This is a genomic window from Primorskyibacter flagellatus (assembly GCF_900176485.1).
Taxonomy (GTDB): domain Bacteria; phylum Pseudomonadota; class Alphaproteobacteria; order Rhodobacterales; family Rhodobacteraceae; genus Primorskyibacter; species Primorskyibacter flagellatus.
Window position 1 is genome coordinate 43572 of sequence record NZ_FWYD01000014.1, and the last position, 24445, is coordinate 68016.

The 24445-nt window shown below is 61.1% G+C and carries 17 protein-coding genes and 1 tRNA gene; 6 read left to right on the plus strand and 12 right to left on the minus strand.

What is annotated here, in order from left to right; translation table 11 throughout:
- The first annotated feature begins 106 nt into the window (after positions 1-106).
- The 3 genes from pyrC to B8991_RS14875 all read left to right on the plus strand — a co-directional run bounded on the left by pyrC (position 107) and on the right by B8991_RS14875 (position 3562).
- On the plus strand, positions 107-1147 hold the full coding sequence (pyrC, locus tag B8991_RS14865; protein ID WP_084353787.1) for a dihydroorotase: 1041 nt from the start codon (positions 107-109) through the stop codon (positions 1145-1147).
- 26 nt (positions 1148-1173) lie between these two features.
- Entirely contained in the window at positions 1174-1860 is a 687-nt protein-coding gene (locus B8991_RS14870) for an orotate phosphoribosyltransferase (protein WP_084353788.1), read from the plus strand.
- A 205-nt stretch (positions 1861-2065) separates the two neighbouring features.
- Positions 2066-3562 carry a replicative DNA helicase gene (locus B8991_RS14875; protein WP_084353789.1) on the plus strand — a complete coding sequence of 499 codons (1497 nt, stop codon included), beginning with the start codon at positions 2066-2068 and terminating at the stop codon, positions 3560-3562.
- A gap of 224 nt (positions 3563-3786) precedes the next feature.
- Here the strand turns inward: B8991_RS14875 and B8991_RS14880 are convergent.
- Positions 3787-3862: transfer RNA gene (locus B8991_RS14880), tRNA-Val, on the minus strand.
- Between the two features lie 126 nt (positions 3863-3988).
- Between B8991_RS14880 and B8991_RS14885 the strand changes: the two genes are divergently transcribed.
- Entirely contained in the window at positions 3989-5167 is a 1179-nt protein-coding gene (locus B8991_RS14885; protein WP_084353790.1) for a cytochrome P450, read from the plus strand.
- A gap of 17 nt (positions 5168-5184) precedes the next feature.
- On the opposite strand, the gene B8991_RS14890 is transcribed toward B8991_RS14885, so the two are convergent.
- From B8991_RS14890 to B8991_RS14925, 8 genes are all read right to left on the minus strand, one after another.
- On the minus strand, positions 5185-6156 hold the full coding sequence (locus B8991_RS14890) for an ABC transporter ATP-binding protein (RefSeq protein WP_084353791.1): 972 nt from the start codon (positions 6154-6156) through the stop codon (positions 5185-5187).
- Entirely contained in the window at positions 6153-7133 is a 981-nt protein-coding gene (locus B8991_RS14895; protein WP_084353792.1) for an ABC transporter ATP-binding protein, read from the minus strand. The genes B8991_RS14890 and B8991_RS14895 overlap by 4 nt, the downstream gene beginning before the upstream one ends.
- Before the next feature lie 4 nt (positions 7134-7137).
- A complete protein-coding gene (locus tag B8991_RS14900; protein ID WP_084353793.1) occupies positions 7138-8040 on the minus strand; it encodes an ABC transporter permease subunit in 903 nt (300 codons plus the stop codon).
- Positions 8037-9047, minus strand: a complete 1011-nt coding sequence (locus tag B8991_RS14905; RefSeq protein WP_084353794.1) for an ABC transporter permease subunit — start codon at positions 9045-9047, stop codon at positions 8037-8039. The genes B8991_RS14900 and B8991_RS14905 overlap by 4 nt, the downstream gene beginning before the upstream one ends.
- The gene (locus B8991_RS14910; protein WP_084353795.1) at positions 9047-10138 is read right to left on the minus strand and encodes a M24 family metallopeptidase; all 1092 of its coding nucleotides are present in this window, start codon (positions 10136-10138) and stop codon (positions 9047-9049) included. Before B8991_RS14910 ends, B8991_RS14905 begins: the two co-directional genes overlap by 1 nt.
- Positions 10139-10205: 67 nt before the next feature.
- On the minus strand, positions 10206-11801 hold the full coding sequence (locus tag B8991_RS14915; RefSeq protein WP_084353796.1) for an ABC transporter substrate-binding protein: 1596 nt from the start codon (positions 11799-11801) through the stop codon (positions 10206-10208).
- 388 nt (positions 11802-12189) lie between these two features.
- Complete coding sequence (locus tag B8991_RS14920) at positions 12190-13122, minus strand: aminotransferase class IV (RefSeq protein ID WP_084353797.1); 933 nt, start codon at positions 13120-13122, stop codon at positions 12190-12192.
- Between the two features lie 285 nt (positions 13123-13407).
- Complete coding sequence (locus B8991_RS14925; protein WP_179141509.1) at positions 13408-15333, minus strand: aminoglycoside phosphotransferase family protein; 1926 nt, start codon at positions 15331-15333, stop codon at positions 13408-13410.
- Between the two features lie 198 nt (positions 15334-15531).
- On the opposite strand from B8991_RS14925, the gene B8991_RS14930 reads away from it, so the two are divergent.
- Positions 15532-16113, plus strand: coding sequence for a VOC family protein (locus B8991_RS14930; protein ID WP_084353799.1), 582 nt, complete (start codon positions 15532-15534; stop codon positions 16111-16113).
- Positions 16114-16484: 371 nt separating this feature from the next.
- Positions 16485-17090, plus strand: coding sequence for a VPLPA-CTERM sorting domain-containing protein (locus B8991_RS14935; RefSeq protein WP_084353800.1), 606 nt, complete (start codon positions 16485-16487; stop codon positions 17088-17090).
- 304 nt (positions 17091-17394) lie between these two features.
- Here B8991_RS14935 and B8991_RS14940 read toward each other — a convergent pair whose 3' ends face one another.
- The 3 genes from B8991_RS14940 to B8991_RS14950 all read right to left on the minus strand — a co-directional run bounded on the left by B8991_RS14940 (position 17395) and on the right by B8991_RS14950 (position 24305).
- Entirely contained in the window at positions 17395-21687 is a 4293-nt protein-coding gene (locus B8991_RS14940; protein WP_084353801.1) for a translocation/assembly module TamB domain-containing protein, read from the minus strand.
- Complete coding sequence (locus tag B8991_RS14945; RefSeq protein WP_235866646.1) at positions 21684-23495, minus strand: autotransporter assembly complex protein TamA; 1812 nt, start codon at positions 23493-23495, stop codon at positions 21684-21686. Before B8991_RS14945 ends, B8991_RS14940 begins: the two co-directional genes overlap by 4 nt.
- A gap of 381 nt (positions 23496-23876) precedes the next feature.
- On the minus strand, positions 23877-24305 hold the full coding sequence (locus B8991_RS14950) for an FKBP-type peptidyl-prolyl cis-trans isomerase (RefSeq protein WP_084353803.1): 429 nt from the start codon (positions 24303-24305) through the stop codon (positions 23877-23879).
- Positions 24306-24445 lie beyond the last annotated feature (140 nt).

Sequence of the window (24445 nt, forward strand, 5' to 3'; positions counted from 1 at the left end):
TGCATCAGATAGCGCGCGTGAAACTTCCGAAAATCGGTCCCGGAGGCTTTGATTTGCGTCCCCACCCTCTGGTGCGCATCTGTCCGCCCGTGCTATCGGACGCCGCATGACCCAGACACTGACCATACGCCGTCCCGACGATTGGCATCTGCATCTGCGCGACGGTGCCATGTTGACCGCCGTCGCCCCTGAAACCGCGCGTCATTTTGGCCGTGCGATCATCATGCCGAATCTTGTGCCACCGGTCGTCACCGGCGCACAGGCCGCCGCCTATCGCGACCGCATCATGGCCGCCCTGCCCGAGGGCGCGGATTTCAAACCGCTGATGACGCTCTACCTGACCGAAGACACGGACCCGGACGATCTGGCTGCGGCCCATGCATCAGGCCTGATCACCGCCGTCAAACTATACCCGGCGGGTGCCACAACCAATTCCAATTCCGGCGTGCGCGATTTCGACAAGGTGCGTCCGGTGCTGGAACGTATGGCCGAGGTCGGCTGTCCGCTTTGTGTCCACGGAGAGGTGACAGCAGCCGAGATCGACATTTTCGATCGCGAGGCCGTGTTCATCGACACCGTGCTGGACCCGATCCGCCGCGCCACCCCCGGCCTGCGCGTGGTGATGGAACATATCACCACGAAACAGGGCGTGGACTATGCCCGTGCCGGCGGTGCCGATCTGGGTGCCACGATCACCACGCATCACCTGATCATCAACCGCAACCATATCCTCGTGGGCGGAATCAAACCGCATTACTACTGCCTGCCCGTCGCCAAGCGCGAAGAGCATCGGCTGGCCCTGCGCGAAGCGGCCACCAGCGGCGAGGACTCGTTCTTTTTGGGCACAGACAGTGCGCCCCATACCGATGCGCTGAAGGAACAGGCCTGCGGCTGCGCCGGGTGTTTCACCGCCACGAACACGATGTCGCTTTTGGCGCATGTGTTTGACGAGGATGGCGCGCTGGACCGGTTGGAAGGTTTCGCCTCATTGAACGGCCCAGCCTTCTACGGGTTGCCCGCCAACAAGGCCACGTTGACCCTGACCCGTGAGGCAAACCCCGTCACCTATCCGTCAAAGATCGACACTGCCGATGGCCCCGTCACCGTCTTTGACCCCGGCTTTCCGGTCCATTGGGCCGTCACCTGATCCCGCCTTAGCCAAAGGACATCGCCATGATCCCTTCTGCCTACCCTGACCACCAGGAAATCGCCCGGCTGACCGCCCGGATGCTGCTGGAGATCGGCGCTGTGAACTTCAATGCCGAAACGCCCTATACGCTGTCCTCGGGATTGCCCTCACCCAGCTATGTCGACTGCCGCAAGCTGATCTCCTACCCCCGCATCCGTGCCACGCTGATGGATTTCCTGACTGTGACCATCATGCGCAACGCCGGGTTTGAGGCGTTCGACAATATCGCCGGCGGTGAAACCGCGGGCATTCCATTCGCAGCACTGGTGGCAGAGCGCATGGCCCTGCCGATGACCTATGTGCGCAAGAAACCCAAGGGCTACGGCCGCAATGCGCGGATCGAAGGCACGATGACCGAAGGCCAGCGCGTCCTGCTGGTCGAGGATCTGACCACCGATGGCGGATCGAAGCTGTCTTTCGTCGATGCGATTCGCGAAACCGGGGCGTCCTGCGGCCATACGGCGGTGATTTTCTACTACGACATCTTCCCCGAAACAGTCAAAACCCTTGGCGACCACGGGGTTGCGCTGCATCACCTGTGCACTTGGTGGGACGTCCTGGCAGAGGCTCGCGCGCAACAGGCTTTTGACGAGGCGACCCTGACGGAAGTTGAGGCGTTTCTGAAAGCGCCCCGCGACTGGCAAGAGGCCCGGATGGCTGCCAAGAGCTGACGCAACGTCCGCTTGGTTCAACAATCGCCAACATTGCAACTCGGTCGAAGTGGCAGGATTTTGCCACAATATGTTGACGTGCAGGCCGCATATCTGTCAAGATAGTGTAATAAAAATTACCCACAGACTGTCCACAGGTTATACAATTTGCCTCCGCCGCAGGCGATGGTTTATGTGGGCGGTCTGACGGGCAGAGGGGCGCAAGATGAACGAGATCACCGCATTCAATCCAACAGGCGCAGAGATCCAGCAGCCCGAAACGATGCCCCATTCCATCGAGGCAGAACAGCAGCTTTTGGGCGCAATCCTGACCAATAATGACGTCTATGACCGCGTCGCCAGCATCATCGGGCCCCAACATTTCTACGAACCCGTCCATGCCCGCATTTTCGAAGTCGCAGCGGCGCGAATCGCCAAGAACAATCTTGCCTCTCCGGTGACGCTCAAGGCGTTTCTGGAAGATGACGAAGGACTGAAGGAACTGGGCGGGCCACGCTATCTTGCGACGCTGGCCGGCTCTGCCGTGGCCTCGTTCGCGATCCGTGATTACGCGCAGATGATCTATGATCTGGCGGTGCGTCGCGATCTGATCCTGCTGGGCCGCGACATCAGCGCCAAGGCCACGAAGGTCGAAATCGGATCAGAACCCAAGGAACAGATCGTCGAGGCCGAACAGGCGCTGTACAAGCTGGCCGAACAGGGCCAGAGCGAAAGCGGCTTCCAGTCTTTCCTGAAAGCCGTGACAGAGGCGGTGAACGTCGCCAACGCCGCCTATCAGCGCGACGGCGGGCTGGCGGGGATCTCTACGGGCCTGACCGATCTGGACAGCAAACTGGGCGGCCTGCACAAATCCGACCTTCTGATCCTTGCGGGTCGTCCGTCGATGGGGAAAACCTCGCTGGCCACCAACATCGCCTTCAACGTCGCAAAGGCCTATAAGCGCGGCATCCTGCCCGACGGCACCGAAGGAGCGGTCGAAGGTGGCGTCGTGGGGTTTTACAGCCTTGAGATGAGCGCCGAACAGCTTGCCGGTCGTATCCTTGCCGAAGCCTCTGAAATCAGCTCTCACAAGATCCGTCAGGGTGACATGGACGAGGTCGAATTCCGCCGTTTTGTCGAGGCAGCGAAAGCTCTGGAAGCCTGTCCGCTGTTCATCGACGACACGCCAGCCCTGCCGATCTCGCAGCTTGCGGCGCGCGCCCGACGGCTGAAGCGGACGCATGGGCTGGACGTGTTGATCATCGACTACTTGCAGCTGGTGCGCGGCACCGGCCGGTCGGAAAACCGGGTCAACGAAATCTCGGAAATCACCATGGGCATGAAGGCCATCGCCAAGGAACTCAACATCCCGGTCATCGCCCTGTCACAGCTGTCGCGTCAGGTCGAAAACCGCGAGGACAAGCGTCCGCAACTGTCGGACCTGCGGGAATCAGGCTCTATCGAACAGGATGCCGACGCGGTGATGTTCGTGTTCCGCGAGGAATACTACAAGGAACGCGAGAAGCCCGGCGATCACGATCTGGACGCGATGGCGCGCTGGCAGGATGAGATGTCCCATCTGCATGGCAAGGCAGAGGTCGTTATCGGCAAGCAGCGCCACGGTCCGATCGGCACGGTCGCACTTAGCTTTGAGGCCCAGTTCACCCGCTTCGGCAACCTTGTGAAACCCTGGCAAAGCAATAACAGCAGCGAAGAATACTGACTGGATGCGGTCCTCGTCCGGCCGCACCCTTTATCGCCCCGCCACCCTTCATTGCATGAGCCCAGAGCCGAGCGAACTGCTTGGCCATTGGTTACGCTTGGACCAGTTTCAACGAAGAACGGTTTCGGGCAGGCGCGGGCAGGATTTTTCAAATCACCGCTCAAACACATAATCTGATCGCCGCGTTTCCCGCCGCGCCATTTTCTGAGTCTCTGTGAAAAATATGGTGGGTGATGAGAGGCTCGAACTCCCGACATCTTCGGTGTAAACGAAGCGCTCTACCAACTGAGCTAATCACCCGTGCAGCGGGGTTTAGCCAAGCAGATCACCGGTGGCAAGCAACTTTTCTACAGAAATCCGCATGATCCGGCGGCAACCCGCATATCCCGCTTGCAACCGGGGCGCGATAGGGCATGAAGTGCCGCCATGTACAGCTTTGATCAATCCCCGACCGACGCCGCCTTTGTGCAAGATCCCTACCCCGCTTATGACCGCGCCCGCGAAAACGGGCCGCTGGTTTGGTGGGACGCCTACGGCATGCCCGCCGCGATGGACCACGCGACGGTTCACGCTATCCTGCGTGATCGCCGCTTTGGCCGCGAATGCCCGGCGGAACTCTCAGGCGAGATCCCCGAACACTTGCGGGCCTTCTACGCGGTCGAAGCGCATTCCATGCTGGAGCTTGACCCGCCCCGTCACACCCGGTTGCGGGGGTTGGTTCTGCGTGGCTTTACGTCAAGGCGGATCAAGGAACTTGCACCGGAGATCGAGGCACTGGCGCTGGAGCTTGCACAGGCCCTGCCGGACGATCCGTTCGATCTGATCACGGCCTATGCCACACCGCTGCCGGTGATCGTCATTGCCCGGCTTCTGGGGGTGCCGGACAGTATGGCACCACAACTGCTGAACTGGTCCAACGCCATGGTCGCGATGTACCAAGCCCGCCGGAACCGGGCCATCGAGGACGCCGCCGCCAGCGCCGCACAGGAATTTTCGGACTTTCTGCGTGGCTATGTCGAGGAGCGTCGGGCGAAACCTGCCGACGACCTTATCACCCATCTGATCGCAGCAGAAGAAGAAGGCGAAAAGCTGTCAACAGACGAGCTGATCACCACCTGTATCCTGCTGCTTAACGCCGGACACGAGGCTACGGTGCACACGCTGGGCAACGGGGTGAAAACGCTGTTGGAAACCGGAATGCTGTCCGAAGCCCAGGCCGACATGGAACGCACTGTCGAAGAAATCCTACGCTACGATCCTCCGCTGCATATGTTTACCCGCTACGCGAAAGAGCCTGTCACAATACACGATCACATGTTCCAACGCGGCGATCAGGTTGCCCTGATGTTGGGTGCCGCCAATCGCGACCCGGCGAATTGGACAGATCCAGACAAGTTTGATCCGACGCGCGCACCCAAGCCCAATGCCAGCTTTGGTGCCGGTCTGCATTTCTGCGTCGGTGCGCCGCTGGCCCGGTTGGAACTGCGGATCGGCCTGGCAACTCTGCTGAAACAACACCCGCATTTGAGGCTGACGGACGCGCCGGAATATGCCAACCTGTATCATTTTCACGGGCTGACGCGCCTGATGGTCCGCACAAGCTGACCCCGTCGGCGGACGTTTTAACCGTTGTCCTCCGGGCTTTCAGGGTAAAAACAGGCTGCGGCGTGATCGGCATCGTCCAGCAACGGGCGTTCCTTGCGACACCGATCCTGCGCCTTCCAGCAGCGGGGCGCGAACGGGCAGCCATCCGGGATTGCCAGCGGTGAGGGCAACTCTCCTTCCAGCTTGATCCGCTTGCGCACGCGGGCCGGATCAGCCGAGGGTGTCGCTGACAGCAACGCCACGGTGTAGGGATGGCGCGGTGCCGAAAAGACCGCCTCTTTCGACCCGCGTTCAACCGGACGGCCCAGATACATCACCACCACATCATCGGCAACATGACGCACCACCGACAGGTCATGCGAGATGAACAGATAGGCGAGGTCCATCCGCTCTTGCAGGTCAAGAAGCAGGTTGAGCACCTGGCTTTGGATCGACAGATCAAGCGCCGAGACAGGCTCGTCCAGCACCAGCAGTTTCGGCTCCAGTATCAGGGCGCGCGCAATGGCGATACGCTGGCGCTGCCCGCCGGAGAACATATGCGGAAAGCGGTCGTAATGTTCGGGCCGAAGGCCCACCATCGCCATCATCTCGCGCGCCTTGTCGGCACGGTCGGCGGCAGAAATGTCCGGACGCTTGATCTTCAGCGGTTCTTCGATGATCGCGCCGACGCGGTGGCGCAGGTTGAGCGAGCCATAAGGATCCTGAAACACGATCTGCACCTGGGACCGCAGGCTGTCCCAGTTCTCGGGCACGGCCTCGACCCCGTTGATGGTGAAGTCGCCCGCGGTCGGCTCCTCGATCAGGGTGATCAGCCGCGCGAGCGTGGACTTGCCGCAGCCGCTTTCGCCCACAACCGCAAGCGTCTTGCCGGGCTGGATCGAAAAACTGGCCTCTGACAGGGCGCGCACGACCTGCCGCTCCTTGAACATGCCACCGCCGCTTTCGTAATGACGCGACAGGTTGCGGGCGGTGACGACGGGGCCGCTCATTGCACCTCCTCCTTGGCTGGGACCGACAGGGGGTAGTGGCACTTCGCGCGGCCCAGTTCCGGCGATTGCAAAGGCGGTACGGTCGAGCGGCAAAGATCGTCGGCATAGGCGCAACGCGGCGAGAACAGGCAGCCTCGGGGCCGGTCGAACTGGCCAGGCACGACGCCGGGAATGGTCGGCAGACGGCGTTCGGTGGCCCGTTCCGGCAGGGCTGCCAGAAGCGCGGCGGTATAGGGGTGATGCGGGGTGTCGAACAGGGTCTCAACCGGCTGATCCTCGACCTTCCAGCCGGCATATTGCACGGCGACCCGGTGCGCGGTCTCGGCCACCACCCCCATGTCATGCGTGATCAGGATCAGCCCCATGCCGGTATCGCGTTGCAACCCGGTCAGCAGATCCAGGATTTGCGCCTGGATGGTGACGTCCAGCGCCGTCGTCGGTTCGTCCGCGATCAGCAGCTTGGGTCCACAGGCGATGGCCATGGCGATCATCACCCGCTGGTTCATCCCGCCCGACAACTGGTGCGGAAAGGCAGTCAGGCGTTTTTCCGGTGCCGGAATGCCCACCATCTCCATCAGTTCCAGAGCGCGTTTCTTGCGGGCCGAACTGTCCAGCTTCAGGTGTTGTTTCAACGCCTCGCGAATCTGGAAACCAACAGTAAAGCACGGATTCAACGACGACATCGGTTCCTGAAAGATCATCGAGATTTCGCGCCCGATCACCTTGCGGCGCGCCGAGGCCGACAGGTCGCGCAGGTCCCTGCCGTCAAAGCTCAGCTCGTCCGCGGTCACGGTCGCCGTCCATGGCAGAAGGCCCATGGCCGCCAGCATCGAGACGGATTTGCCCGATCCGGATTCGCCGACGATGGCCAGCACCTCGCCGCCCTCGACAGTGACATCGACCCCGTCCACGGCGCGGAATGACCCGCCGCCAGTGGCGAATTCGACGGACAGATTGCGAATGTTCAGCAGTGCCATGATCTCAGCTCCGCTTCAGTTTCGGGTCGAGCGCGTCACGCAGCCCGTCGCCCATCAGGTTGATCGACAGCACGGTGATCAGGATCGCCAGACCCGGCAGGGTCACGACCCACCACGCGCGCAGAATGAACTCTCGTGCCTCGGCCAGCATCGTGCCCCATTCCGGCGTCGGCGGTTGCGCGCCCATGCCGAGAAAGCCCAACGCGGCCACATCGAGGATCGCGTTGGAGAAGGACAAGGCCGCCTGCACGATGATCGGCGCAAGGCAGTTGGGCAGCACGGTGACGAACATCAGACGCGGCAGTTTCGCCCCCGCCACACGGGCCGAAACGACATAGTCGCGCGTCCGTTCGTTGATCACGGCAGCACGGGTCAGACGGACGTAATGCGGCTGCAACACGATTGAGATGGCGATCATCGCGTTCAACAGGGACGGCCCGAGGATCGCCACCAGCACCAGCGCCAGCAGCAGCGACGGAAAGGACAGGATGATGTCCATCAGCCGCATGATGACCGTGTCCAGCCATTTCGGCGCAAAGCCCGCGACAAGCCCCAGCAGGATGCCGCCCGTGGCCGCAATCACCACCACGACCATGCCGACGAAGAACGAGAACCGCGCGCCGTACAGCAGCCGCGACAGCATGTCCCGACCCAGCGGATCGGTGCCCAGCGGGAAGGTCCAGCTTCCGCCCTCTTGCCAGACGGGCGGTTGCAACGTCGCTTCGCGGAACTGTTCGGTCGCACTGTGAGGGGCGATGAAATCGGCCAGCAGCGCGAGCAGCACCAGAATGGCAAAGGTCCACATCCCGATCACCGCGCCGCGGTTTTCGCTGAAATACTGCCAGAACTCGGCCAGGCGGCCGGGGCGTTTCGGGGCGGTTATCGCGACTTCGGTCATATCGGTCATTTGCGCGTCCGTATCCTTGGGTTGATAAGCCCGTAGAGCATGTCCACGATCAGGTTCACGATCATCACCACCACGGCGACAAGCAGCAGCCCGCCCTGCACCACCGGGTAGTCACGGCGGAAAATGCTGTCGACCATCCATTTGCCGATGCCGGGCCAGGAAAAGATCGTCTCGGTCAGGATGGCGCCGGCCAGAAGCGTGCCGACCGACAGGCCGATCACCGTGATGACCGGGATCATCGCATTGCGCAGCGCGTGCAGACCGTTGATGCGCCAAGGCTTCAGCCCCTTGGCGCGGGCGGTGCGGATGTAATCTTCGGACAGAACCTCCAGCATGGCGGATCGGGTCTGCCGCGCGATCACCGCCAGCGGAATGGTCGCCAGCACAATCGTGGGCAGGATCAGATGTTGCACCGCCGAGACAAACGCGCCGCTTTGCCCCGACAGCAGGCTGTCGATCAGCATGAAACCGGTGGGCGTCGGGAAGTAATATAACAGGCCCATCCGGCCCGAGACCGGCGTCCAGCCCAGATTGCCCGAAAACACGATGATCAGCAGCAGCGCCCACCAGAAAATCGGCATCGAATAGCCCACCAGCGCCGAGGACATCAGCGCCCGGTCAAAGAACTTGCCCCGGTTCACCGCCGCGATCACACCCGCCGGAATGCCAAGCGCGATGGCCAGGATGATGGCGCAGAGCGACAATTCCAAAGTGGCGGGAAAGAGCGCGAAAAACTCGTCCCAGACCGGTTTCTTGGTCACAAAGCTTTGACCCAGATCGCCTTGCAGCACGCCGGTCAGATAGTCCCAGAATTGCGTCAGCACCGGTTGATCGAACCCGTATTGGCGGCTCAGCTCTTCATAGCGTTCCTGTGACATGCCGCGTTCGCCCGCCATGACGATGATCGGATCGCCCGGAATGACGCGGATGAAGGCGAAGGAAATCAGCGTGACGCCGACGAAAGTTACGAAGAACGTCGAGAGCCGGGATATGAAGAAGCGTAACATCAGCCAATCACCGTCAGGTCTTTGGGGAAAGTTGTCAGCGACCGGCAACCGGTTGCCATGACCAGAATGTCATCCTCGATCCGGACGCCAAAACCGCCCAACCGGTAAAGCCCCGGCTCGTTGGTAAAGACGGTGCCCGCCTCCAGAACCTCGGAGTTGCCGCGCATGATATAGGGCGCTTCATGCACCTCCCTGCCCAGCCCGTGACCTGTCTTGGTGCGAATGCGGTCCGCGTAGGAGGACGCTTCGAGCACACCCGTCACGGCGTCATCTATCTGATGAGCGGTGACACCCGCCTTGGTGACGGCATGTCCCTTTTCATTGGCGGCAAGGACGGTGGCATAGACGTCCTGCGCCTCGTCCGTCGCGTGTCCGACAAAGAAGGTGCGGGTGATGTCGGCGCAAAACCCGTCGGCGGTGCCGCCGAAGTCGATCAACAGCGCGTCGCCGGACTGGATCTGGTAGTCGCTGCGTGCATGGGCATGCGGGCGGGCGGAATTGTCCGCCGCCGCAACGATCGGCGGGAAAGCCAAGCCGTCGGCGCCGTGGGTAAACAGCGCGCGGACAAGAAGGCTCTCGACCTGCTTTTCGGTCATGCCTTCGCGGACCTGTGCAACCGTGTCGGCAAGGGCGGCCTCGGAAATCCGGATCGCCTTTTCAAGCGCGGCAATATCGGCATCCGTCTTGACGGTCCGAAGGCCAGAAATTTCGCGCTCTGCATCCATGATGCGCAGGCCGGGATAGGCAGCGGCCAGCGCGTGGTGAACAAAGACGCGCATCACCTGCCCTTCCACGGCAAGGCTGGTCAGCGGCAAATGTCGGGCGAGGGCGACGAAGGCATCATCATAGCCGGTCTGGTCCATCCAGTCGAAGGTTTCGCCCGGAAAATTGACCTGCTCCCACGAGCCAAGTTCAAGGTTGGGCATCACTGCCGCCGGATCACCCTCGGCGGGTACAATCACCAGTTTGGGACGCTCGTTGGTTCCGAAAGCCTGCCCTAATGCGCGGGTGAAATTCGGGCCGGGAACAAGACCCACCGCATCGACGCCCAACTGGCGCGCGACACCGCGATACTCTGCGAAACGATCCATAAAGCTGCCTTTTCAGGTGGCGGAAAGGGCCGCGCACGGCCCCTTCCCTTTCATTGGAAACAGGGCCTTACTCGGCGAGGCTCACATCGGTGAAGATGTGGCCGCCCAGAGGATGAACCTTGTAGCCTTCGACTTCGGGACGCATCGGCATGAAGACGACCGAATGCGCGATCGTGGCCCATGGGGCCTGTTCCTTGAAGACAACCTGCGCCTCTTCATACAGGCGCGTACGCTCTGCCGGGTCGGTCACGGTTTTGGCTTCCTGAATCAGATCCTCGAAGGGCTGATGGCACCATTGCGCCCGGTTGGACGCTTCAACCGCGTCGCAGCCCAGAAGGACCGCAAGGAAGTTGTCGGGGTCGCCATTGTCGCCGGTCCAGCCCAGCAAAACCGCGCCGTCGCGATCCTTGGCGCGCGAACGCTCAAGATATTCGCCCCATTCATAAGACACGATTTCCACATCCACACCGATCTTGCCAAAATCGGCCTGCATCAGTTCGGCCATGCGGCGGGCGTTCGGGTTGTAGGGGCGCTGCACCGGCATCGCCCAGATCTTCATCGACAGATCGGACACGCCTTCGGCTTCCAGCATCTCCTTGGCGGCCTCGGGATCGAAGGCGTCATCCTCGACCGCGTCATTATAGGACCACATGGTCGGCGGGATCGGGTTCTTGGCGATCTGGCCGGACCCCTGGAACACCACGTCGATGATCGCCTGCTTGTCGATCGCCATGTTCAGCGCCTTGCGGACCTTCGGATTGTCAAAAGGCGCAACGGTGGTGTTATAGGCCAGATAGCCAACGTTCAGGCCTTCCTGCTGTGCGACGGTGACGGCTTCGTCATCCTGCATCGCCTGAATGTCAGCCGGGTTCGGATAGGGCATGATGTGGCACTCGCCGGCCTGAAGCTTCTGGTAGCGAACCGAAGCATCGGGGGTGATGGCGAAGACCAGATTGTCGACCTTGGGCAGACCGTCGGCCCAGTAGTCGGGGTTCTTGGCGTAGCGGATCACCGCATCTTTCTGATAGGCGACAAAGCTGAACGGGCCGGTGCCGACAGGTGCTTGGTTCAGCATTTCGGGCGTGCCCGCCTCCATCATCGCATCGGCATATTCCGCCGACAGGATCGAGGCGAAATCCATTGCCAGATTCGCGATGAACGGCGCTTCGGGGCGCGACAGCACGAACTTGACCGTCATGTCATCGACTTTTTCGACCGAGGTGATCAGGTCAGGCATGGACATGGATTGGAAATATTCCCAGGACCCGCCCGAGGCGCTGTGAAACGGATGATCTTCCAGACGCTGACGCTCGAACGAAAAGATCACGTCATCCGCGTTGAAATCGCGCGACGGCGTGAAGTTGTCATTGGAATGGAACTTGACGCCCGACCGCAGGTGGAACGTGTATTCCAGCCCGTCCTCGGACGCTTCCCAGCTTTCGGCAAGGCCCGGTACAACTTCGGTCGTGCCGGTCTTGAACTCTGCCAGGCGGTTATAGACCGGATGTGACGAGGCATCGAATGTCGTGCCCGAAGTGAAGAGCGCCGGGTCAAAACCCTCGGGCGAACCTTCGGAGCAATAGACCAGCGTCTGCTGAGCCGCGGCGGACCCGGCCAGCATGGCCGCAATCCCTGCCGAAACCATAAGTCGTTTGAGTGTCATTTTCAGTCTCCCAGTTTTAGTCTCTTGGTCTCTCCGCACGAAGGGGTGGAATTTTCAATCCGCCCTCCCCGGCGGCAAGTTTTGTCAGACATACAACCCACCGCCAGTGATTTGCGCGAACGCGCCCGTAGTCACGTCCCTTTCACCATATCAGCAGATCGCCGATCCCCTTTTCGCAGATGCGACCGGGTGGATCGAACGCCCTCTGATGCAACATGAAATACATTTGTCTTTGGCGCCGCAAGCTTTGCGGCGCGTCAATCTGCAAAGAATCCCGTCAGCATCAGCCTTGCATTCAAATTTGCCATCGTTTCAGCGCCCGGTATCCGGAAAATCGGGCAGGTCGGTGATCCGACGCTCAAGGCGCAAAATTGACAAGGCGCAGGCCCTACTGCGTCGTCTCCGCGACCAACGCCTTGTATAACGTGCGAATACGGGCAAAGACCGGTCCGCGCCCGCCATCTGTTCCGATGCTGCGCCCGTCAATTTCCGCCACAGGCGTCTGCGCGCCGAATGTGCCGGTCAGAAACGCCTCGTCCGCACCATAGGCATCGACCAGCGAGTAATTCCGCTCGAACACCGGAATGCCGTCCTGGCGACACAGTTCTATGACCTTGCGGCGCGTCACCCCGTTCATGCAATAGTCGCCGGTCGAGGTCCAAACCTCGCCCTTGCGGACGATGAAGAAGTTGCAGGCATTGGTGGTGTTCACAAACCCATGCGGGTCCAGCATCAACCCTTCATCCGCGCCCGCCTGTTCAGCCTGAAGGCAAGCAATCACGCAGTTCAGCTTTGAATGGGAATTGTACTTCGCGTCCTGGCTCATCGGCAATCCGCGCACCTGCGGGACCGTGGCCAGCCGGATACCTTTGGACTGCAGTGTATCGACCGGTTTGGAATGCTCCATGATGATGACAATCGTTGGCCCGCTGCGCGACAGCGACGGATGCTGGAAAGGGCGCACCTTGACGCCGCGCGTCACCATCAGACGGCAATGCACATCATGGGTCATCTCGTTGGCAAGCCGCGTTTCTTCAAGTGCTGCGACCAGTTCTGTTCGGCTTAGCCCGATGTCCAGCGCGACAGCTTTGCAGGAGTCGTAAAGCCGGTCCATGTGATCGTCCAGAAACGCCCATTTGCCGTTATACAGCCGCAGCCCTTCCCACATCCCGTCACCCAGCATGAAGCCGCTGTCATAGACCGAGACCTTGGCCTCGTCGCGATGTTTCAACGCACCGTCGACATAAATCAGGATGTCACGATTGCGCGGATCATCTTCGGCGGAATGCGTGGTTTCGGGCTGTGTATCGTCGGATGTCATGCGGCCTCCTGCACCTTCGGTTCAGACATGGGGACCATGCCGCGCGGTGCACGAAAAGCCAAGTTCCCGAAGACGCGCGGAGTTTCGGGCCTGAAACTGTGGCGTGGCCACATCCGGGCAACACGCCGCACACCGATGCGGCCAGCGCATCGCGGTGTCCGCCTCAGCAGTTATTGCGTCTGAGATCCATCGAATGATCCCGGCAGTGACCGGCCGTGCGTACTTTCAATAACCTGCGTACTTTCAATAACATGCCGTGTCTCGGGCGTCTGCCGTCCCTGCGGGTCAAACTTTCCAACCCAGAGCGTTCAGCCGGGAAATCAGCCTTTCGATTGACGCGTTGTCCTCCAGATCAATCGCGTTCATCTTCCAGAACCAGTAGATATATTTTGCGAATTCCGGCTGCGCCACTTTCGCCTGCGCAAACGCTTCGGACACGCCGATCTTCGGCACGTTGGCGCAGATATGATGGAAGTCGACCCCGGCAAACAAGACCGACGGCTTGCCGAAGAACATCGCATGAAAGGCCGCACTGGAATTCTGCGTCACGACAAGATCGCAGGTCGCCAGGGCCTCTTCCATGCCCATATTTTCTACCCTGAAACGCGGATATTGTGCCTGAAGGGCATCAAGCGCCTTTTGCTCTGCGTCAGAGTAGCTTTCGTTCGGATGCAGGGTTGCGACAATGGGCAAACTGCTGTTTTGCAACGCCTCTTCGATCATCTTGATCGGAGAGGTGCTTTGAAAGGATCGGTGTTGCATCAACCTTCCCTGCAAGGGCATGTAGATGAAACCGTCGCGCGACGCCTGCTTTGCACGTCGCCCGAATAGCCTTTCCTGCCAGTCGTCAAAAAACGTCGCCGCCGCAGCGGCATCAATCTTGCCGGGGTCGAACAGTGCCTTTGCGCTTTGCCATTGCCAGCGCGCCGCGCATCGTTCGAACTGCCAGAACGTGCCTGCATAAAGCCGCCGAAAGACCAGCCCGTTGCGGCCAATCGGTTCGGACATATGAACGAGGCTCATCTCGGCCGAGGCCTCCGATTGCCGATGCTTCGGGGCATTTCGCGACAGGGTCACTTCTGTCCCGGTCTGTCGGCCGACCTCCTGGATCGCGTTATACACTTCGTGTTCGCCGTGACGGGCGCGCTCAAGGCTCTTGCTTGTCAGATACAGGCGAATGCCAGGTCTGGCGCGCGTGGTTCGGCCCGACATGCCGGGGCTAAAGGCCTTTTGGGCGATCGGGCGCAATCTGATCAAGGTGCGTTGCTTGGCGTCAGTCCGGTCACTTTGCTTTTGCGGAACGTGAACGAGCGTCGCCAAAATCCGGGCATAAAGCAGGAATTCGACGCTTGGATCGTTCCGCCCCACCAGCGTATAGCCCCGAAAGAACGCCTCCATCGCGTCGTCGGGAATGACCTGTCCCGGCCGCAAATCCGCTTCGCTGCGCAGGATCGACGTGTAATCCAGAAGGATCTTGCCAATGTCGAACCCGACCGGCGCGCGCTGATCCTTTGAAAAGTCGATGCAGGCCATCCGGTGCCCGTCAAAGATCAGGTTGCGCATGTGGAAATCGCCGTGCTGAACGGCCGACACGGTTTCGCGCCCCTGAAAGCCGGGTTCCAGCTGCGCCAGCTTGGCGATCCCCTTCAGGAACAGGGGTTTGGCCGCGACCTTGATCTCGCCAGTCGTGATCTGGTTCCGCAGCCTTTGATAATATCCGACGGTGTGTTGCGGCTGAAACCCGCGCGTTTCAGGGCCACCGGCGCGATGATACGCATCCAGCCAGCGACCGGCATGTTCGAGCAATACCAGTTGGGCGGCGCGGTCGAAACTCGCCTCGCGCATGAATTCGGAAAGCGGGCGGCCTTCGATATAGGTCATCAGGCTCGCCTGCTGTCTGGCATCCAGATAAACCGGTTCGGGCACCGTCAGATGATCGGAATGCGGAAACAGATCGAACGCCGTGGACTGCATCCGGTATTCTGTCGTAAATCCGTGCGGCTCCAACGGGCGCAATTGGTATTTATAGGTAAAGCGCCCGCAATCTTCATGCTCTGCCAGATAGCTGATCCGAGATATTGCGGGATCGTCGCGTTTTGACAGACGCGTCAATGTCCAGCCGGTGCGCGGCAGACCCGCACCACTGGCGAAATCCCCAAACGCCCGTTCGGACTGGATTTCAAGTTCGGAAAGCTGCCTGCCAGGCCTCATGTGGTTCCTGTTGCCTCTGCGCTGATGCGATGCCCCGCACGCCATGCTGCAAGTATTGCGCGCATTTGGCAAACGGCACGATCCCGGCGGCCTCTGTACGGGGCCGCACAATGCCGGTTCATCCAGCAGGTGCTCTTCGCTCTTGATCCGCGCTGGCCGGGACTACACTCTTTGCCAAAGCAAAGAAGGAACGTGCAGATGCGGAAATTACAAAGCCAGGGCGTGCATCACATCACCCTTGTGGGGGCCGACCGGCAAACCTCGATTGATTTCTGGGAAGGGCTGCTGGGAATGCCGTTTGTCTTCGATCAGCCCAATCTGGATGACCCGGATGAAGGGCATGTCTACTTCGACCCCGGTGACGGTCGGCTGATCACGGTCTTTACCAATGAAAGCCGCAAACCCCAGCCCAACCGCACCCCGACCGATCCCGGCTGCGTGCATCACCTTGCCTTTTCGGTCAGTCAGGCGACGTTCTGGCAAGCGGTAGAGCGGCTGGACGAGCGCGGCATTCGCCATTCCGGCCCGAAGGATCGCGGCTTTATGGATTCGATCTATTTCAAGGATCCGATGGGCCTGCTGATCGAATTGGCCTCTTACCGGTTCGAGCCGCCGGAAGGGTGCCGCCATGCCGATGTGATGATCGAGGCGCACCGGATCCGCGTGGCCCGCGGCGATCACCATATAGACCGCATTCACCTTGCCGACGCGATCGAGGCACTGACCACGCGCAGACACAGCTCTCTGTCCGAGGACCGATCGCCGAAAAACCCGTATTAGGTCGAAAGGCGTTTGCGTGTAAGGAAGCGGCCGGAATCGTCGCAGTTATATCGACAAATCAGCGGGATGAGAGGTCCACGCCGACGGTATTGCTTTCGATGTTTGGGGGATGCCGCAACACATGTCAAAAGCGGCAATCCCCATCCGGATGTGTCAAAATCAGGCCGGCCCAAGATACGATTGCCGGTGCTCATATGCGTTAACCATCTGTAAAAACCGCATCACGCAGAATTGAGTATAACTTGACTGAATTGATCTTATCGAATAATTAACATGCACGATCGTTTGGCTAGAAATGGCCTAGGGTTGGGGTGCGCCGCATTTGGGGAAAATGTATGTGGCGCTTATTGTTGTAATAGGAGATTGAGTTTATGGGAAAATTTCTAGCGGCTGCGGCCGTTTCGGCATTGATGACGACTGGTGCATACGCCGCGACTTTCTCCGGTAGCTTTGCGCTTTCGGGTGACGCGTTTTCAGATCCGGGCCTTGTTGTGAACGCCGATCCGATGTCGCACACCGGCAGCTTTGACCTTGACGTTGGTGACAGCATCACGTTCGACCTGTTCGACATCTGGACAGACGAAAACTCCGTTGGTAGCGATGACACCGTCGCGCAATCCATCATCGCGGATTTCAACTTCACATCGCCAGTCGTCAGCGGCACCCTTGGCGGCTCTTCCATCGGCAATCGTTCGTTCACTGGTTTTTACCAGAGTGGCTCGGTTAGCTGGGGTGGCCCGGTCAGCCTGGCGTTCGGCAATGGCGGACAGCTGGATCTGGAACTGAGCGATGCGACGTTCAACCGCGGCAACTGGTGGAGCACAACTCCCGGTGACGAGAATGGTGCCACCATTCGGTTGACAGCAACTTATGTATCGGAATCGGTTTCGGCAGTTCCGCTGCCAGCCAGCGGCCTTCTTCTGGTTGCCGGTCTGGGTGGTCTTGCTGCGGCGCGTCGTCGTAAGAAAGCCAGCTGAATCCAAGCTCTGTCAATCTGAGCGAAGACTTCAAAACGGGCCGCATCATCGGCCCGTTTTGCTTTTTGGCACCAAGCAACAAAATTGTGCCGCTCACATGCCAAGCCTCATTTACCGCTTGAACGGACAATACTGATCATCAGCCAGGCATCGTAGCGCGAAGAACCGTCTTAGCGCGCGACGATGACAACGGATGAGGGTACACGCCCAGGCGGGCGGCTTTGCTCTGCAATCTCTCTTCCGATCAATTGCACCCAAGTTGCCGTCAAGCAGCGCGGCACCGCGACCGGACTGACGCTGAACGTCAGTAATCCCGCTCGAAATAGATGCCCAACCCGGTATCGCCATCCGACGACACGCTGCCCCGCGCAGTGATTGACGGGGTGATGCTGAGGTTCAGGTTCACCTCGCTATCACCCGACGCATCGACCGTCACATCCGTATAGATGTTTTCCGAGATATACTTGCCCAATCGCAGCCCGGCATTGCCCTCTTCGTCGGTGGTCACGTCCAGATCATCAACGCCAAAGCCCATTCGCAGCCGGTCCATGATGCCATCCCCGCCGCGCCCGACAAGCGTGTTGATCGCCGATGCAATCTGCAAGGCTTGAAACGCCGAAATCTCGGACATGTCACGCCCGAACAGAAGCTGGGCAAGGATGTCCTCTTCGGGCAGGTCCGGCGTCGAGGTAATCGTAACTTCGGGCTCAGAGGCCAGCCCCTCGATGATGAACCGCACGGTCACATCGCCTGAGTCAGTCTCGGCCACGACCCGCAGATACGGATCGAAATCGCCCAGAAGCTGCGCTGATGCTTCGGTTATGTCCAACCGTTTTCCCAAGATATTGAACCGGCCCCGCACGAGGTCAAATTCGCCCTGCGGCACGACATTCGTGGTGGTTCCCGTCAGGCGCAACTCTCCGCCCAGTTCGGCATCCAACCCGCGCCCACGCACGAAAATCCTTGCAGGCGCACGGATCAGCAGGTCCAGCGGATAAGACGCACCCGCAGAGGCTGTGCCGGAAGACGACCCACCAGCCCCGGCATCCTCTTTGCCCGCGCGATTGAGCGTGGCACGCACATCTCGGGGCGCATTGACGTGGTGCAGACCGAACACGCTGCCCGATGGTCCCATGCCCGTATCGGCCACGCGCAGTTCCACCGAATTCAGTATCAGTTCACCTGCGATCAGGGCACCGCCCGTCAGTGGCCCGCGCATGGTGATGTTGCCATCGGCCTTGGCCTCATAGAGGCCCGGCTTGACCAGATCCAGCCCGTTCAGCGCCAGCGCCAGATCGGCGGGATAGGACGGCGTCAGCGTGATTGCCCCGCCCAGCCGCAGCCGTCCGCCCGAAGACAGATTGCCGTTGAAATCAAGGTTGGCACGCCCGCCGCCCAGATTTACCGCGCCAGAGATGCCGGTGATCGACAGCCCGGCACTTGGCACCACCACCTGAGCGCTGCTCAGCGACGCGCGCCCAGACAGCGATTGCAACGCCAGTGGCCCGTTGATGCCGATGTCGAAATCCACCGCGCCGGAAATCAGGTTCGGGGCGGCGAGGCTGCTGACCAGCCCCAGCGGTGCATTGCCGCGCACCGTCAAGTTGGCGCGCGCATTGGCGACGTCATATTGCCCGTCAATATCGGCGGCGATGCCCCCCGGCCCGGTCGCGCTGACATCCACCGTATAAGGCCCGCCCGATGCGCTGATCAAACCGCTGGCCGTCGCCCGGCCCGAGAAATCCGCCGCGTATAGTCCGATGTCGCGCAAGGCTGCGGAAAACCGCAGACGGCTGCGCTCTGACGACAGCGATCCGGTCAGATCCGCCGTCAGTTCCGGCGTTGCGATTTCCAGTTGATCGAAGACAAAGGTGCCGCTTTCGCGCCGCAGCGTGGTTTCAAACGTGCTGCGCCCGACAAGCAGCTTGTCAGCCTCGGCAATTCCTGTGCGCAGAGACTGGCCAACGACGCTGGCCGTCGCGTTCAGATCGCCCGATGCCAGATAGGTGCCCGATCCGTCCAGTTGCACGCCGCCGCCGATGGGACGTCCGGCGATCTGCGCATAGGCCGACAGGTCCTGCACCTGCGCGCTGCCCTCTGCGGTGACAGAAACCAGCGCCAGTGCGTCGGTGATGGCCGTTCCGCGCGCGCTAAGCTGCGCGGCACCCGGCCCCTCGCCGTTTACATCGAACACCCAGTCGTCACCGGTCTGTGTGACCGTGCCGCTAATCCGGGCAGCGCCGCTAAGCTGGCCGTCAAGACGGCTTGCATCCGGTGCGATCAGCGTGAACCGCCCTGCGCTGTTGCCATCGATCAGCGTGCCGTCGGCGTCAAGCCGCAGCCCGTCGGCGTCGATCTTCGCACTTTCCAGCGTCAGGCCCGTTTCATCCTGGCGCGCAACCACGGCAAGCGTCGCAGGCCCCGCGAACAGCCGGTCGAAATTCTGCTGCCCGATGGCCAGATCGCGCGTGGTGCCATTGGCCTCGACGTTGAAATGCTGCGTTTCAGGCTCAAAGCGGCCATCGACGGTCAGGGTCGCGGCCCCCGCCAATGGGCGACCCGCGATCTCGGCAAAGGCGGCCAGATCACCGGCTTGCAATTCGCCATTTCCGGACAGTGCCACCAGCGCCCCGTTCAGCGTTTCTGCCCTGCCTTTGGCTGCGATTGTGGCATCGCCCGGCCCCGCGCCATCAACGTCGAAATCCCAATTGTCTTCGGTCTGCTTGAACGTCCCCGACAGGCGCGCTGGCCCTTGCAGGCGCGGCTCTATCAGCCCGGCATTTGCCGTGACCAACGAGAATTGACCGGCGCTGTCGCCAGTGGCAAGGGTGCCGCTGGCCTCCAGCTTTGTGCCGTTCGCGTCGATGACAAAATTGTTCAGCGTGACCCCGCCCTCATCACGCAGGGCGGATAGCGACAACGCCGCCTCACCGGCAAACAGCCGGTCGAAATTGTCCTGCCCCAGCGCCAGATCGGTGGTCGTGCCGTTTGCCGTCAGGTTGAATCCGCGCGAAATCGCCGAGACCCGCCCCGCGATCTGCAATTGCGCGGACCCATCCAGCGGTTGTCCGACAAGCGGTGCAAACCGGCCAAGATCATTTGCCGACAGCGCGATATTGCCCGATATATCCGTCTCGACCGCGCCCTCGACCGAGGCAACCGTCGCGTCGCCGTTCAGCATGTAATCGGCACCGTTCAGGCGGATCGCGCTGAGATTCAGCGGATTGCCTTCGGTATAATCAAAACTCACATCACCGCTCAGGTCCGCCCCTACCGCAGCGGCCAGCGCCTCGTCAGAGAAACCCAAGCCCCCGATCTTGAGGTTCAGATCGCCCAGCACTTGGCCCAAGACGGATCCTTCACCGCGCCGCAGCGTCCCGTCCCCGGCCAGCACCAATGCCTCGGCCGTCAGATCCGGCCGCGCGAAACGGTCTGCAGAAATCCGCGCCTGCCAGACATCGCTTTGTGCGCTGTCGAATTGCAAACCCAGTTGCGCAGAACCAACCTCTGTCCGGTCGCCGGGGATCGCCAGCAACACGGGCGCGCCGTCTTCTGACGCGATGCGCGCCTCAAGGTCAAACCGCTCTGGCCATTGGTCCGGGCCCAGCGCAGCGCTGCCCTGGACAGAGATCGTCTGCGCCTGCACATCCAGTTCCGTCAGTTCAAGCCGACCATCCTCATAGCTGACACCAGAGGCATCAAGCGACAGGTCCGCGCCGACAAAATCGCGATAGTCCGGTTGCAGCAGCGGTCGAATGTCGCCGCCAAGCTGTGCGGCAAAACGGTGGCCGGTCTCGGATGGCGTGTCGCCTTCGACCCGCGACAGCGTGACGGTGCCCACAAGACGGGGTTCATTATCTGTCTCCAGCGCGATTTCCGCCCCGAAGGCGTCCAGCGGTCCGTCGCCCTGCACGGTCAGCGACAACGCAGGCGTTTGGGGCAGGCCAATCAGTGTGGCAACCAATCCGTCCGCGCCCTCTTCGACACTCAGATCCAGTGTCAGGTTGCGGCTCTCGTTGGCGTAGCTTCCCGCAAGGTTCAGCGCGATGTCGGTGCCTTCTGTGCCTTGCGCAGTCAGCGCGGCCTCACCCTCGCCGCCGGACAGTTGGGCAGAGCCTTCCAGCGTCACCACCACTTCGCGGCCCAGAACGGTCGGTCCCAGGCGGACACGCTCTGCGGCGATCTTGCCGATATTGATGGACACGGGCAGATCTGGCAGCACGAAAGGCGTCGCCTCGGGGGCGGGTGTGTCCGGCCCGGTGGAGACCGGCAAACGGTCCAGATCAATCTCTGTCGCGGAAAACTCCTCGACCACGACAGCGCCGCGCAGCAAGGCAGAACGTTTCCAGTCCAGCACGATGCCGCGCACGGTGATCCAGACGCCCTGATCGTCTGCGATCGTCATCTCTTCGATCGTCGCCGTCGAACTTAGCGCGCCCTCGAACCCGACAATCCGCACCGACCGTCCGGCAGAGGACAGGTTATCCTCCAGCAGGCCCTGAAGGTAGCCGCGGTCTTCCTCCTGCGTTTGTGCAGTGGCCGCCATCGGCAGCATGAGGCTGGCAAGAATGACAAGGATGCAGGTCAGATGTTTCAAAACGCTTGCCCTATCCCGATGTAGAATTGCACGCCGTCGCCGGTATCGCCCGACACCGGGGCCGCGACGTCAAGGCGAATGGGGCCAATGCCCGTCTGGTATCGCAAGCCCAGTCCCGCGCCCGCATGCCAGTCGCCGGTATCGCCAAAGCTGCTATCGGCGCTGACATAGCCGGCATCGGCAAACCCCACCACACCGATGCTTTGCGTGACTGCCACCCGCAGTTCCGTCGACAGGCCCACAAAGCCACGCCCACCGCTGCTGTCCCCGCTGCCCAGATCGACGTCAAGCGATTGGTAAGGCTGGCCGCGCACGGTGCCGGGACCACCCGAATAAAACAGGTATTCCGGCCGCGTCTTTTCCAGCCCCGCGCCAAGCACAGCCCCGAATTGCAGCCGCCCCGCGACCACCACGCCGTCCTCTTCGCCAAATCCCTGATAGGCGCGGATGTCAGTATAGACCCGCGTCCCGCTGTCAGAGCCTTGCAGCCCAGCGAATGGCGTCAGTTCCAGCTTTGCATAGGTGCCCTTCGTCGCGTTCAGCACATCGTCGCGCTTGTCGCGCGTGATGGATGTGGGAAAGGCCACAACCTGAAAGGTCCGGTCACCGAAACTGTCGCTGATTTCCGAATAGCTGTAGGAAATCCCCGCCTCGGCGCTGATATTGTCGGTCAGACGCCAGGTGACACCGCCGCCGACCGTAACCGCTTCGGAAAAATAGGATGGCTCGTCCTGAAGCTCGTATTCGGCCATGACAAAGGCCGTGGTATCGGCCCCCAAAGCGGCCGGAATCTCCAGCTTCACACCCGCGAAATAGTCAATGCCGCTGCTGCCGCCGATATTCGAGACCCGCGCATCGAAACGCAGCCGCTCTGCCCCGCCAAGCAGGTTCCGGTGCAGCCAGAAGCCACTTAGCATCAGCCCTTCAAGCGACGAAAGCTCGGCACCAAAGCCGAAGCGGCGCGGTTTTTCATCAACCAGCGCGGCTTCGACATCCATGCTGCCATCCGGCCCGACCAGATCAGCCTCCGTCAGGCTGACAGAGGCAAAGGCCCCGGTGCGGCGCAGCCGCTCTGCGGCGCGGCGCAGCTCGTCAGGCGAATAGACTTCGCCGGTCGGCAATCCTGCAATGCGTTGAATGCGCGCCGCGCGAACGGCGCTGGGGTCGGTGATGACAAGATCGCCAAAGCGCACTTTCGGGCCGGGCGCAATGCGCACATCCACCGACAGAGTGCTATCGCCGTGCTGGGCCGTGACGGTTTGCGCGCCGACATCGGCCTTGGCATAGCCGACTTCCCGCCACCCATCGACCGCGACGTTGACGGTGCTGCGAATAACCGGACTGCGGGCTTTCTTGCCTGGCCCGAAACCGTCAGGCAATTCGGTCCCCGGCGCAAGCGGGGCCACACTCAGCCGCCCGAACCGAAACTGCGGGCCGCGATCCACGACAATGGCAACGGTGTCGATCCTGGTCGGCACATCCAAAAGCGGAATGGCGCTCGCCTCGCGCCCATCCACCAGAATATTGACCGTCCCGCCGTAATAGCCATGTGTATACAGAGTCTCAACGATGCGGGCGTAATCAGCCAGCGCAGCGGCAAGGATGCTCCGTGGCCCGGTACGCCCCTCGTCTTTCGCAGCCGCGACAAGCGAGACGTCCTGAATGTCTTCGGCAAGCTCTGACTCGCCATTGGCAAAGCGGAAATCAACGGAGTCGAGCGCCCAGAGTGCCGACGGCGCACCGCTTATGCCAATGACCACACTCGCCGCAACCCCAGCCCAACTTCCAACACGCATATGAAACCGCACCTTTTTCTCCTGCCCTCGCTTTGCAGACTAGATAGGACCGAGCCGAGACTCCACCAGTTTGAAAGTTTGCAACGGCAAACAGTATCACTTCGGCGTGAGGCTACCGACAAAACCCCTCGCTTGCCAAGAAGATCGTGCACAGCATTCAAGAACACTCACAACGTCGGGGTCTCCGCCCAGCCTGCTGCGGAAAAGCTGTGCGGTCCTGACCAGACCGTCCCCCCGGTATCGGCTCCCCCCGCAAACTCTCCAGCAAACTTGCCACTGGTTTCGGCAGGACCACATTCGCCACACGCAAAACGCGGCCCTGATGAGGGCCGCGTTTTTAGAAAAAGCCTGTGTGCCGAAGGCACTCATTCAGGTCAAACCTGCAAAGCCAGCTCAGGCGATTTCGACAAGCTCGATATCAAAGGTCAGATCCTTGCCCGCCAGCGGGTGATTGGCGTCCAGCGTCACCTGCTCTTCGGTCACTTCGGCAACGGTCACGGCCATCGTCTGGCCATCGGGCGTCTGCACCTGCAATTGCGTGCCAAGGTCCAGCGGCACATCGTCCGGGATCTCGGTGCGCGGCACGGCCTGACGCGCGGCGGGATCGGGCTGGCCATAGGCCTCGTCCGCGACCACGTCGATTTTCTTGGAATCGCCGACGGTCATGCCGGGCATCGCCTTGTCGAGGCCGGGAATGATCTGCCCGGACCCCACGGTGAATTCCAGCGGATCACGGCCCGCGCTGGAATCGAACGTGCTGCCATCGGCCAGCGTGCCGGTATAGTGGATGCGAACGGTGTCTCCCGTTTTGACTTCGGTCATGCTAAATCCAGTACTGTCTTGGGATGAGTTTGAAAGGCCGTGCGCTGCCTGCGCAAACGACCTGGATGAATGGCGCAAGACCCTAACCGCCCTGTCAGCGGATTGCAAACCGACATTCCCGATGGCGATGAACAGGCGAA